Source organism: Planomonospora parontospora, from assembly GCA_014647935.1.
Taxonomy (GTDB): domain Bacteria; phylum Actinomycetota; class Actinomycetes; order Streptosporangiales; family Streptosporangiaceae; genus Planomonospora; species Planomonospora parontospora.
Map to the genome: position 1 here is coordinate 362825 of BMQD01000005.1, position 11384 is coordinate 374208.

The following is an 11384-nucleotide window of genomic DNA, read 5'->3' on the forward strand; positions in this document are numbered from 1 at the left end:
CGGGGGACGGACTCCGTGACCGGGGCAGGGCCGGGGACGGGACCGGGCGGGGCAGGGCCGGGGACGGGACCGGGCGGCGCGCAGCCGTACGATCCGCTCCGGCTGTGCGTGTACGCGACCGTGGCGCTGCTGGCCTGGCTCGGCGGCGCATGGGTGGTGCTCGGCTTCGCGGTGCTCGGATTCACCGGCTACCTGCGGGCGCGCCGCGCCGGACTGTCCCGGAGCAGGTGCCTGCTCCGGGACACCCGGCTGGTGCTCGGCTACCTCGCGTTGATCGGTGCTGCGGCGCTCGTCGCGCTGGTGCGGGGTCTCACCGGCTGACCTCCCCGTCCAGAGGTCCACGGCCTGGGCCTTCCCATCCGGAGGTCCACGGCCTGGATCTCCCCGTCCGGAGGTCCACGGCCTGGATCTCCCCGCCCGGAGATCCATGCCCGGAGATCCACGGTCCGGCCTTCGCGAGGGAGGGCCCGGGAGGGGAAGGTTCGGGGCGTCCGGCGCGTACGGGACCGGCGGGGTGCAGAACCGGCGGGGTTCGGGAACCGGTGGCCGAGCTTTGGGGCGGGCTTTTCCCGGGAAATCTCGTCACTGTGTTCGACGGCGCGCTACAGTCTGGGGCATCGGATCGAACACGGGTTCGGTCGCTGGTCCGAGGCGTCCGCCGGGCGCCGTCCCGGAGTGCCGTCCGTGCAGGCAGGGGGTGTGCCGTGGTGCCCGCGACGCCGGAGCTCCCAGGGGCGGCCGCGACCCTCGACGCCCCCACCCCGCCGCAGGCGGTGTGCGTCCCGGCCCCCAGGGCGCCCGCCCCGTCACGGGCGAGACGCCGTAGCACTTTCTATCGAAGTCTAGGACGACCCCTATATCCCGTCATAGAGTCCGACACCGTGGACCCCGTGCGCAACCCCTACGCCCCCGGTGCGGGCCAACGTCCGCCGGAGCTCGCCGGGCGCGACCGTGAGCTGCGGCAGTTCGAGATCGTGCTGGAGCGGGTGGCCCGCGGCCGTCCCGAGCGCAGCATGGTCGTCACCGGGCTGCGCGGCGTCGGCAAGACCGTCCTGCTCAACACCTTCAAGTCGATGGCCATGCAGCGGCTGTGGGGCACCGGGAAGATCGAGGCCCGGCCCGACAGGTCGATCCGCCGTCCGGTGGCCGCCGCCCTCCACATGGCGGTCCGCGAGCTGGCCCCCCGGCACCGGGCGCCCGAGCGCATCGAGGAGTTCCTCGGCGTGCTCAAGGCCTTCGCCATGCGCGACGCGTCCGCGGCCAAGGGCACCTCGCACTGGTCGCCCGCGATCGACGTGCCCGCGGCGCGCGGCCGGGCCGACTCCGGTGACCTGGAGATCGACCTCACCGAGCTGTTCGTCGACGCCGCCGCGGTCGCGACGGACCTGGGTGTCGGCATCGCCCTGTTCATCGACGAGATGCAGGACGTCCAGGTCGCGGACGTCTCGGCGCTCTGCGCCGCCTGCCACGAGCTGTCCCAGAGCGGCGGGCCGCTGATCGTGGTCGGTGCCGGGCTGCCGCACCTGCCCGGTGTGCTGTCGGCCAGCAAGAGCTACTCCGAGCGGCTCTTCCGCTACGCCAGGATCGACCGGCTCGACCGGGAGGCGGCCGATCTGGCCCTGATCGCCCCGGCCGAGAGCGAGGGGGTGGAGTTCACCCGGGAGGCCCTGGACGCGCTCTACGAGGCGGCCGACGGCTACCCCTACTTCGTGCAGGCCTACGGCAAGGTCGCCTGGGACCTGGCGCTGCGCAGCCCCATCACCGCCGAGGACGTCAGGGTCTCGGCGCCGGAGGCCGAGGAGGAGCTCGCCGTCGGGTTCTTCGGCAGCCGGTACGAACGGGCCACCCCGGCCGAGCGCGACTACATGCACGCCATCGCCTCGATGGGGGACGAGCCGGTGGCGACCGCCGAGGTGGCGGAGATCCTCGGCCGCAAGCCCTCCAGCCTCTCCCCGGCCCGCGACAGCCTCATCAAGAAGGGGCTGATCTACAGCGCGGAACGCGGGCTGATCGCTTTCACCGTCCCGCACTTCGGCAGGTTCCTGCGCTCCCAGCCGGTCTGAGTCCCGGCCACCCGATCCCAGTTCCGTAGGCCTAGCTTTCTCTACGGTTCTCTAGCCTTGACTCTAGACAGCCTTATATAGATCAATGGTCGTGTGCCGCGAGGGCGGGGGAGCCGCCGGCCCCGTCAGCGGTCGTCACCGGCTCCGGCGGCGGGACGGTCCCGACCGCCCGCCCGTCCGATCCGACCAGCGCCACCCTGACCGCGGGCTTGCGGCCGCTCAGGTAGACGGCGAAGACCACGTCCACCGGTTCCCCGTCCGGGCCCCGGCCCGGATGGACGAAGAACCGCCAGCAGAGCTCCCGCCAGCTGTCGGCCGGCTCCGCGCTGGTCAGAGATCCCTCGTAGGCCCGCCAGGCCGTACTGGAGCGGAGCCGGGCGGCGGCCGTCGCGGCGTCCGCCGGACGCTCCTCGCAGGGTGCGCGGTGCCGGAACCGGGCGGCGGTCTCCTCGATCTCCGGGGAGAACGCGGCGACCAGCAGCAGCCCTCCGGCCACCGCCAGCCCTTCGGTCCAGGAGATCCCGGCCAGCACGGACCACCCCGGCACCGGTCCGGCCCACACGGCCCCGACCGCCATGGCCGTCAGCACCACGGTGCGGGTGAACGAGCGGAAGCCCACCGGGACCGCGCTGACCTCGCCGAAGCAGCCGCACCCCACGTCGGGGCGGCGGCGGCGCAACTCCCACAGGACATAGGTGGCCACCGCGAAGAACGCGGTCGTCCCCCACCGGAAGACGGGATGCCCGGTGGCCATCAGCCCGCCCACCAGGATCGCCTCCCCGGCCGCGCAACCGAGCATCACGGGCGCGCGCCAGTGCTCGGGCACCAGCACGGCCGGCCCCAGCCCGCTCATCCCGCCCAGGCCCCTGTCGCCCCGGGCGGTCCGGATCTTGGCCACCGTACCGAGGGCCAGCAGCACGCTCAGCACCGGGAGCTGGGCGGCGGCGATCGTCCTCAGCGTCTCTGTCATCTGCGTCGTCACCTACGTCATCCCAAAGTGATCCGGGCGTTGAAGCAACCCTTGGTCAGCTCCCCGCCGAGCTCCACGAAGGAGGCCGGGGACAGTTCGGCGATCCGGCCGCGCGGGGAGGTGCCGCACTCCAGGCACCGGTCGCAGAACCGGCCGGCGAGGCAGCCGCACGTCACGACCGGTACGACCGAGGTGCGGCCGGCGCACACGTTGCGCACCTCGAGCGCCGACCCCAGGGCGAGGTACGGCAGTCTCGCACAGGACCTCCCCACCTCGTCGCACTCGGCGTCGGAGGACTCCAGCATCGGGTAGGCGGCCCCCCGCTCGCCGAAGTCGAAGCCGTCGGACCAGGTCGCGGTGCCCGAGACGTGCGGCTGCGCGCCGCCGTAGGCGAGGGGCGGTTCGGGTACGGACGTCCACCGGTAGGGCGGCTGCGAGGTCGTGGGCAGCCGGACGTGGGCCACGCCGTCCTCGACGACGCCGACGGCGTCGAACAGGTAGCCGGGTTCGAACTTCGGATGCCGGACCCGCAGCCGCCCCGAGACGGCGTAGGGGACGACGACGGTCCGCATGCCCCGGTGCGGCCCGCAGTAGAGCTCGACCGTGCGGTCCCGGGCGCCGGGACCGACCTCCTGGATCACGCCGGTGATCCGGGTGGCGTCGGCCCAGATCCGGTCGACGACCCGGCCGGCCTTCAGTGCCCTGATGACCACGTTGGCGCCGGGGGGCAGGTCGGCCGGGGCCACGGTGTCCCCACGCCAGGCGGTCGCCCAGGGGGCGACGACGAGCCGTTCCTCCTCGCCGTCCGAGGTCTCGATGATGATCAGGTGCGGGCTGGCGTCCAGGACCGTGCCGGTGACGGCGTGCAGGAGCTCGCCGTCGCCGGGAACGGGGCCGGAGCCGGCGAGGGGGCGGCCGAGCGCGGCCGAGGCCAGCGCCCGGCGGCGGTCGACGCTCCGCTGGGGCATCGTGGTTCTCCTGTTCTCGGCGGGAAGTCCAGCCAGCGTCACATGCCGGGAGATGTCCTGCTGTCGGCTTCCCCTGATAATTCCGTCAGGTATCCGACCAGGTATCAGGATTTCCCTCCCCAGTGGAACGCCTCTCCCCCATGACTGGGCAAAACGGCGCCTAACGGTCTTTCGACAGCCGGTGGGGCGGTTGGTGCGATCTTTACGGCCGAGGGGATGAAACCTGGATTACGGTTCAGCCGGATCAGGCCCTCCGGCTGCGATTCTGGCCACGGGAGACACCTTGACCACAGGACGGGTGATCGCGGTGACCGGGGGGACCCACGACGAGTTCCGCGAGTACGTCATTGCTCGCGGACCGGCGCTGCTGCGCGCCGCCCGCCGGGTCACCGGGAACCCGAACGACGCCGAGGACCTGCTCCAGGCGGCGCTGGCCAAGACCTACCTGGCCTGGGAGCGCATCGAGGACCGCGCGGCCCTGGACGGTTACGTGCGCCGGGCGATGGTCAACATCAACATCTCGTGGTGGCGGCGGCGCAGGCTGGAGGAGTATCCCTCGGGGGAGGTGCCCGAGCCGGTCGCCCCCAGCGTCCAGCGGCAGCTGCCCGAGCGGGTGGAGCAGGCGCTCGACGGGCTGCCCGCCCGGATGCGGGCCGCGATCGTGCTGCGTTACTACGAGGACATGACCGAGCCGGAGATCGCCAAGGCCCTGGGCGTCAGCGTCGGCACGGTCAAGAGCACGGTCTCGCGCGGCATGGCCAAGCTCCGCTGCGCCCTCGAGGTCCAGGAGCGGCGGCTCGAGCCCCAGTCCTGACCCTCCGTCGTCGGGATCCGCCCCGGGGCGTTCCGGGTCATCGGCCGCGATCGTCGGAGGGCCGCCGGGAGGGCGGCCGCCCGGGAGGCTGCTCGCAGGATCCGGCCTCTCCGGAGGGCGGGGCCTGGGCGCCCGCCGTGGCGCAGGGCCGTACGGCGTCGCGGATGGTCCTGAGGGCGTCGAGGAAGGCCGAGAGCCGGTCCGGGGATAGCAGCCCGGTGAGCCAGGCCTCGATGTCCGCCAGGTGCTGCGGCAGCACGTCGCCGAGACGGGCCAGGCCCGTCTCCGTGATCACCGCGTACGACGTCCGGCGGTCCGTGGCGCACGCCTCCCTCGCGACCAGGCCCTCGCGTTCCAGCCGGTCCACGACCCTGGTCACACCGCTGGTGGACAGAGTGGTCTGCGCGGCCAGGTCGCTCATCCGCAGGCGCTGCCCCGGAGAGCGCGCCAGGCGGATCAGGGTCTCGAAGTCGATCTCGGAGAGCCCCGCCGCCGCGAGGGTGGGGAGCGTCTTGTCCGACAGCCCGGTGGAGACCTCGGAGAGGAGGCCCATCGCGGTCAGCCGGGGGTCGTCTAGAGGGAGCACGTTCACACTGTATCGGACGATAGTTGACGAGAGGAATATTCCTCCTGTAGAAATATGTTGACGCAAACGTCCACGCAGCAAGCACCCCTCGGGAGAACACGATGAGCACTCGCACCTGGGAGAACCTCCAGATCCCCGCCGCCGGCACCTACGCGCTCGACGCCGCCCACACCAGCATCGGCTTCGTCGTCAAGCACATGATGGTGAGCAAGGTCCGCGGTGGCTTCGGCGACTTCGCGGGCACCGTGACGATCGCCGAGAACCCCCTGGAGTCCTCCGCCGAGCTCACGATCAGGACCGAGAGCATCAACACCGGCGTGGCCGACCGCGACGGCCACCTGCGCGGCGACGACTTCCTCGCCGTCGATAAGTTCCCCGAGCTGACCTTCCGCAGCACGCGCGTCGTCGGCCACTCCGGGGACGAGTTCACCCTGGCGGGCGACCTGACGATCCGCGACGTCACCAAGCCGGTCGAGCTCACCGTCGAGTACGGCGGCGCCGGCACCAACCCGTGGGGCCAGGAGGTCTGGGGCTTCTCCATCACCACCGAGATCGACCGTGAGGAGTTCGGCCTGACCTGGAACCAGGCGCTGGAGACCGGTGGCGTGCTCGTCGGCAAGAAGATCAAGATCGAGATCGAGGGCGAGGCCAACCCGGCCGCCTGATCTCCTGGATCCCTGAGCTCCGGGATCGACGCAAGGCTCCTCCCCGGGCGGGCGAGGAGCCTTCGTGTGCTCGACAGGTGAGATTTCATGTCTCACACATAGAGAATCCACAGGTTTACCCTGAGCTCCACCTGCACGTCCACGGCTTTGTCCACAGGTGTGGACGAAGTTGTCCACAGGCGGTGGATAAACCTCCCGGAGGGGCGTGGCCGACGCGCTGGGCAATCGCTTTGCCGCCTTGCCCGATCGCCGGTACTCTGTGCTGAGCCACACGGCTACCAGGAGGCTTCGCCTAGTCAGGTCTATGGCGCCGCACTGCTAATGCGGTTTGGGTTTACCGCCCATCCGGGGTTCAAATCCCCGAGCCTCCGCAGATCAGAGGCCCTCTCCCGCGTTCGGGGAGAGGGCCTTTTCTGATCTCCAGAGGGCTCATAGTTGCAGTTCTAGTTGCAACGAGCGCCCAGTGAGGGCTCAGGAGTCTCCCCACAGCGCCGAGGCGCGCCGCTCGCCGGCGTCGCGCATCAGGGGTGTGGACACGTGGGCGTAGCGCTCGGTCGTGGTGACCCGCGTGTGGCCGAGAACCTCCTGGGCGACTCGGATGTTCACCCCCTGCTCGATGAGGAGCGTCGCGGCGGTGTGCCGGGCGTCGTGGACTCGGACATCCCTCACCCCGGCATGCTTGAGGATGGTCTTCCACTGTCGGCGTGGCCGGTGCAGTCCTTGAGGCAGGGCCGCTTGTAGCGGTTGTGCCCCGGCTTCGCGCAGTCCGGCTTGCAGCCGGGCAGGTGCCCGTACTCCGTGCAGTTCTCCTTGCAGGGACGGCGGTGCCACTTCTCGCCGCACCGGTGCGGATCGGCGCAGCCGTGCCGCCACTCGGCCCGCTGGATCTGGAAGCACGCCCGGATCACACAGGTTTCCAGATCGACGTACTGCCAGCGGAGCCCGAGCGCCTCACCCTGGCGGATGCCGAGCGCCAGGGCGACCGACCAGCGGCCCGCCGCCGCTACATGCCGTCGGACCCTGCTGCCTCATGCCTGCGAGCCACTCGCTCTTCCGCTTCGCCCTTCTGGGCCGCTCTCTCCGCCGCCACCCGCTCCCGCAGCTCCGCATCCGCCACATCCCGGGGACGCGGAATCCGACTCCTCCGATCATGCTTGAGCGCCAGCCGTATCGCCCCGTAGATCACCAGGAACAGCACCGCCAGCGAGAACAGCCACGAAAGTACTTCGCCCAGCGATACAAACAGGTTTCTCAATTCATTCACCCGAGTTCTGCTGTCGGCGCCTCGACCGTGATTTCGATCAAGCCTGCCTGACGCGTCCCCTCGCCGTCCATTGCCTCCGGCGGGGGCGCTCCGGCTCCGGGATGATCGTCAAGGGGCGTGCTCATAGCTGTCGGCCTGTCAGTGGCCGGGATGAGAAGGCGGGCGGGGTGTTCGCCTCTCGGGAATCGATGATGGCGACTGCCCGACCGATCAGGATCACTATGCCGACGATCATGATCGCCACACCCGAAAGTTCGGCGAACGCTGCCATGAAGTACTCGCCGTCCGGATCGCCGACTCCGGACGGTGAACCGTTGAGCCATCGTGACGCCGCCATCGCCTGGTGCAGGACCAGGGCGCCGAACGCGAAGGTGATCCCTCCCAGGACGAAGCCCGGAGGCGCCGGCCGGGGCCGCTCGCTGGAAGAGAAGGTCTTCCAAGCTCCGACCACCAGCGAGATCGGGACCAACAGGAACCAGCTGAACTCCAGGGTCATGATCGCGCTCAAGCGCAGGTGCTCGAATCCGTCACCCCGCGGGGAGTGCAGGAGCGGGATCATCGGGATCCCGCTGAGGAGTCCGATGGCGAGGAAACGGAAGAACCACATGGCCGACATGGTCTCGGACGACGGAGGGGGCGGGTCAAGAGCCGAGGTGGGAGAGTTTCCACGGATGGAAGGGCATGATCGACTTCTGGATCATGGTTGGAGAGGGCGAGGGCCTGCGGGATATATGCGGGATGATCTTCCACCGTTCGGGTCGGGGAAGAGGTTTTCGCCCTGATCGGAAGCTCTGTCATCGCCCGGAACGCAGCCCTCTTGAAAGCCGCTAGTGGTGTCGTACACCCTTCCCAGAAAAAGTTTGCTCCGTACATCGTGCGCATGGGGAGGCTGCGACATGAGGCCGCTGATGATCGAGATCGACCCGCTGAGGTCGGTTGGTCCCGTTTTGATCGGTTCCTCTCACGAAGAAGCCGGGCAAGCACTACGCGTCTGGGGTGAGCCCGTACCGTACGCGCCGTATCCGGGGGCACTACCGCTCGACTGGAGGATCAACGGCGGAGACACCGGCATCGACGCCTTCGTCCACTGCGGCTCCACCGGAGCCGTCCAGGCTGTGGAGATCTTCCGTGATTCCGACACCCGTCCCCGAGCTCAGGTGCTCTTGCTGGGCGTAGACGTGTTCTCCATGCCTGCTGGGCAGGTGATGGAAGTCCTGCGAGAGCGATTCGAGATCGAAGAAGAGGACGACTGCGGGTTCACCGTTCCGGAGATCTCGGTCGGCCTGTGGCGCTCCATTGTTCCGGGCGAGGATGCCGACGAAGCAGAACGCGAGCGCTACACCTGCTTCGAGAGCGTCCTGGCCGCCCGCCCGGGTTACTACGCGCGACCTTCCGCGCCGGAGCCCGGCCGGTAGGGCAGGGGGCTGTAAAGCCGCCGACAGTACGCTGGCCTCATGGACGAGATCACTCTCCGCCTGGATCAGGAGGCTGCAACGGTTCTGCGTGACCATCTCCACATGGTCGGCGAGCACTTCGCCGCCGGCACGCCCGTGGCGCAGTTCCCGCGGGAAGACGAGGAACGGCTTGCCAAGGTCATGTGCGAGCTGGACAAGGCGCTCGGCGGCCGTGGTTGCATCGCGTGCGCCATGGGCGGCCGCTCCCACCGCTGATCGCCTGCGGTCATCAGCAAGATCGATCAGTCTGAGTCATGCATTGACCGGGCACAATCAGACCGTGGACTCCCAGGCCTCCCCTCTTCTGAAAGCGGCCCGTCTCTGTCCTGCCGACATCCGGACCGAGTTCGGCATCGGTGTGCCCGACGTGCTGGAGTACCTGGGGCACGACGAGTGGGAGATGGCGCTCCTTCTTCTCGAAGAGCTCGGTGACGCCCATCCGCAGCCGCCCGGCTTCTGGAGCCTGCTGGCCGATGCCGCCCGTCTGATGTGGCTTCGGCGGGACGCCGACTGGTACGAATGGCGGCGCTGTGAGGCCCGAAGCGGCGTTCTCCGGGCCGAGTTGTGCCTGAAGTGCACCGAGGACGGAGGCCGTACGCTGCCGGTGCCCTCCGGCTGGTCGCTGCGACCCATGTGGGACATCGGCCGGCGGACACCTGAGGGGGAACCACTGCTCAGCATCGCCGCCCTCTGGGTCGAGGGCGGCGATCCCCTGAAGCCGGGAGAGTGCGCCCCCGTGCGGCTCCTTCCCCTCGCCCCTGAACACTGGCGACACCTCACACCGGGTGATGCGATCACCATGCACGAGATACGACCACCCGCCGGAACGGCACGTGTCGTTGAGGTCATGCCGCCCGTGGTGGCCGCTTCCTAGAGGAACTCCAGGCTGGTCTTCAGCAGCTGTCCAGGGGGATTGACGGTAAGTCGACTCAGGAATTCTTCGACTCGAAGAGTTCGGGACGGCGAGCCGGTCGGCTTCTATGATTCGTCAATGGAGATCCGGATTGTTCTTCCGTTCGACCCCGACTTCCATGACCCCAAGAGCCTGGCGGCCCTGGAACAACGCTGCACCCAGCACGGCAGAGAAGAGTGCGCGGAGCCGCCCATCGCAAGCGTGCACTACCCACCGAACGGGCGCGTCGCGGCATGCCCCCGAGCGCTTCGCAGCATCATCGAGGACGCCATCAAGAAGTTCTCCTAGCGGAGATCGCACCAAGCCGCGGTCGCATCGTCGAAGGTCTTCCCCGAGGGCAGCGTTCACCCTGCGGGTCTGAGTGCTCGGCTTCGCGGACCCGGCGGATCAGTCCGGCGAGGCCGTGCCGGTCGAGGAGGCCGAGGGTCTGCCGCCAGGTGGTCGGGGCGAAGTGGTCCACGAGGCGGAAGGCGCGGCCGCCACGGCTCCCGCTCTGCGGGATCCGTCCGGGCATGAGGCCTGGGGGCCGGTCCCGGCCGGACCCGCCCGCCGTACGCCCGCCGCGCCGTACCCGACCGACTCGCCGCACCGGGGTCCGCGCCGCCGCCCGGAAGGTCGCTCCGACCGTCGGTCCTGACCGCTACGCGGCGCCTATGGCGTCCTTCGGGATCGATGTCGGCAGCTCCGCTCCCGAAGTCTTCCGAACCGGCCCCTCCGCTCATCGGAAAATCGGAAGCCCGCCGCCCGGCAGGCAGACGGAGCGCAAATCGTCAGGACCGCAGGTGCTCCACGCCTCGTACCGGGAATCGGGCTTCACGTTCAGCTGCATCCCGGTGTCGAAGACCAGCCGCAGCGCACCGGACTTGAAGGCGACCGATGACAGGAGCGCCGCGCCGAAGAGTGCCAGGGCCGGCGCCACCTCCTGGCGCTCAGGGGCCAGGTGGACCGGTTTCGCATCGGGAGCGCTCAGCGGGCCTCTGGTGAGCGTCGCCGTGGACTCGATGTCCACCCGGGCGTCACCGTCGAGGAGCAGCGTCAACTGATGGCTCACCCGGACTTGGACCACCTGCATCCCCCGGTAGGGCAGAATCCACCGGTCCGCCAGCTCGGCCAGATCCGCCGGTGTGGTCACGACGCCGTCCGAGCGCATGACCGCTTCCCGGATCAGCGGGTCGGCAGCCGCATGATCCTTCCTGCGGTGGTTCACCGAGACCACCATCCGAAGCGTCTCGTCGCCGTGCGGAAGCACATAGGTGAGGACTTTGTACTCCCGGCCGTCCTCTCCGGTGACGTTGAGGTGCCCAGCAGATTCCGGACAGTCGGCTACATAAGCTGACGGAAGTCTGGAAGAGGTAGGTACGTGACGAGGCGTCGTAGGCAGTTCTCGCCGGAGTTCAAGGAAGAAGCCGTCCGCATGGTGCTGGAGGGCGAGCGGACGGTCGCGTCGGTGGCACGCGAGTTCGACATCAACGCCAGCACCCTGGGCAGCTGGGTGAACCGGCATCGGATCGTGAGCGCGCAGGGCGAGCGGCAGCCGGTCTCGGGGCCGGAGCGGGCCCGGATTCGGGAGCTGGAGCGGGAGAACGCCGAGCTGCGCGAGAAGCTGATCTTTCTGAAAAAAGCAGCCTTAGATTCAAAGAGTCAAGGCAACACATTGGGCCGGGGTTCGGTAGCCGAGGCACTTGCG

The 11384-nt window shown here is 69.4% G+C and carries 17 protein-coding genes and 1 tRNA gene; 10 read left to right on the plus strand and 8 right to left on the minus strand.

The genetic code is table 11. The annotated features are described in order from the left end of the window. Positions 1-15 precede the first annotated feature (15 nt). Positions 16-321, plus strand: coding sequence for a hypothetical protein (locus tag IEZ07_RS11000; protein WP_239320973.1), 306 nt, complete (start codon positions 16-18; stop codon positions 319-321). 560 nt (positions 322-881) lie between these two features. Beyond that, the gene (locus IEZ07_RS11005; RefSeq protein WP_068897855.1) at positions 882-2063 is read left to right on the plus strand and encodes an ATP-binding protein; all 1182 of its coding nucleotides are present in this window, start codon (positions 882-884) and stop codon (positions 2061-2063) included. A gap of 82 nt (positions 2064-2145) precedes the next feature. Here IEZ07_RS11005 and IEZ07_RS11010 read toward each other — a convergent pair whose 3' ends face one another. Together IEZ07_RS11010 and IEZ07_RS11015 are read right to left on the minus strand one after the other, a co-directional pair. Next, complete coding sequence (locus tag IEZ07_RS11010) at positions 2146-3033, minus strand: MauE/DoxX family redox-associated membrane protein (protein ID WP_191894625.1); 888 nt, start codon at positions 3031-3033, stop codon at positions 2146-2148. Positions 3034-3050: 17 nt separating this feature from the next. Then, positions 3051-4001 carry a hypothetical protein gene (locus IEZ07_RS11015; RefSeq protein ID WP_191894626.1) on the minus strand — a complete coding sequence of 317 codons (951 nt, stop codon included), beginning with the start codon at positions 3999-4001 and terminating at the stop codon, positions 3051-3053. A 283-nt stretch (positions 4002-4284) separates the two neighbouring features. Here IEZ07_RS11015 and IEZ07_RS11020 point away from each other — a divergent pair, with 283 nt between their 5' ends. Further along, complete coding sequence (locus IEZ07_RS11020; protein ID WP_230880733.1) at positions 4285-4815, plus strand: SigE family RNA polymerase sigma factor; 531 nt, start codon at positions 4285-4287, stop codon at positions 4813-4815. A gap of 37 nt (positions 4816-4852) precedes the next feature. Here IEZ07_RS11020 and IEZ07_RS11025 read toward each other — a convergent pair whose 3' ends face one another. Then, positions 4853-5401 (minus strand): MarR family winged helix-turn-helix transcriptional regulator, encoded by a 549-nt coding sequence (locus IEZ07_RS11025; protein ID WP_239320976.1) that lies wholly within the window; start codon positions 5399-5401, stop codon positions 4853-4855. 101 nt (positions 5402-5502) lie between these two features. Here IEZ07_RS11025 and IEZ07_RS11030 point away from each other — a divergent pair, with 101 nt between their 5' ends. Both IEZ07_RS11030 and IEZ07_RS11035 read left to right on the plus strand, forming a co-directional pair. Further along, entirely contained in the window at positions 5503-6066 is a 564-nt protein-coding gene (locus tag IEZ07_RS11030) for a YceI family protein (RefSeq protein ID WP_191894627.1), read from the plus strand. A gap of 281 nt (positions 6067-6347) precedes the next feature. Continuing rightward, positions 6348-6437, plus strand: a tRNA-Ser gene (locus tag IEZ07_RS11035). Between the two features lie 100 nt (positions 6438-6537). Here IEZ07_RS11035 and IEZ07_RS35590 read toward each other — a convergent pair. The 4 genes from IEZ07_RS35590 to IEZ07_RS11050 form a co-directional block, all read right to left on the minus strand. Continuing rightward, complete coding sequence (locus IEZ07_RS35590; protein ID WP_204054705.1) at positions 6538-6735, minus strand: tyrosine-type recombinase/integrase; 198 nt, start codon at positions 6733-6735, stop codon at positions 6538-6540. Then, positions 6732-6974 carry a hypothetical protein gene (locus IEZ07_RS35595; protein WP_204054706.1) on the minus strand — a complete coding sequence of 81 codons (243 nt, stop codon included), beginning with the start codon at positions 6972-6974 and terminating at the stop codon, positions 6732-6734. The genes IEZ07_RS35590 and IEZ07_RS35595 overlap by 4 nt, the downstream gene beginning before the upstream one ends. A 95-nt stretch (positions 6975-7069) precedes the next feature. Continuing rightward, positions 7070-7330 (minus strand): hypothetical protein, encoded by a 261-nt coding sequence (locus tag IEZ07_RS11045; protein WP_191894628.1) that lies wholly within the window; start codon positions 7328-7330, stop codon positions 7070-7072. Between the two features lie 121 nt (positions 7331-7451). Continuing rightward, positions 7452-7937, minus strand: a complete 486-nt coding sequence (locus IEZ07_RS11050) for a hypothetical protein (protein WP_191894629.1) — start codon at positions 7935-7937, stop codon at positions 7452-7454. Between the two features lie 301 nt (positions 7938-8238). Here IEZ07_RS11050 and IEZ07_RS11055 point away from each other — a divergent pair, with 301 nt between their 5' ends. The 4 genes from IEZ07_RS11055 to IEZ07_RS11070 all read left to right on the plus strand — a co-directional run bounded on the left by IEZ07_RS11055 (position 8239) and on the right by IEZ07_RS11070 (position 9985). After that, positions 8239-8745 (plus strand): hypothetical protein, encoded by a 507-nt coding sequence (locus tag IEZ07_RS11055; protein WP_191894630.1) that lies wholly within the window; start codon positions 8239-8241, stop codon positions 8743-8745. A 39-nt stretch (positions 8746-8784) separates the two neighbouring features. Then, the gene (locus tag IEZ07_RS11060; RefSeq protein WP_191894631.1) at positions 8785-9000 is read left to right on the plus strand and encodes a hypothetical protein; all 216 of its coding nucleotides are present in this window, start codon (positions 8785-8787) and stop codon (positions 8998-9000) included. Between the two features lie 64 nt (positions 9001-9064). Then, on the plus strand, positions 9065-9658 hold the full coding sequence (locus tag IEZ07_RS11065) for a hypothetical protein (RefSeq protein WP_191894632.1): 594 nt from the start codon (positions 9065-9067) through the stop codon (positions 9656-9658). A gap of 117 nt (positions 9659-9775) precedes the next feature. Continuing rightward, positions 9776-9985, plus strand: a complete 210-nt coding sequence (locus IEZ07_RS11070) for a hypothetical protein (protein ID WP_191894633.1) — start codon at positions 9776-9778, stop codon at positions 9983-9985. 430 nt (positions 9986-10415) lie between these two features. Here the strand turns inward: IEZ07_RS11070 and IEZ07_RS11075 are convergent, their stop codons facing one another. Then, entirely contained in the window at positions 10416-10904 is a 489-nt protein-coding gene (locus IEZ07_RS11075) for a DUF6188 family protein (RefSeq protein WP_191894634.1), read from the minus strand. A gap of 153 nt (positions 10905-11057) precedes the next feature. On the opposite strand from IEZ07_RS11075, the gene IEZ07_RS11080 reads away from it, so the two are divergent. Then, a partial coding sequence (locus tag IEZ07_RS11080; protein ID WP_191894635.1) for a transposase occupies positions 11058-11384 on the plus strand: 327 nt, incomplete at its 3' end.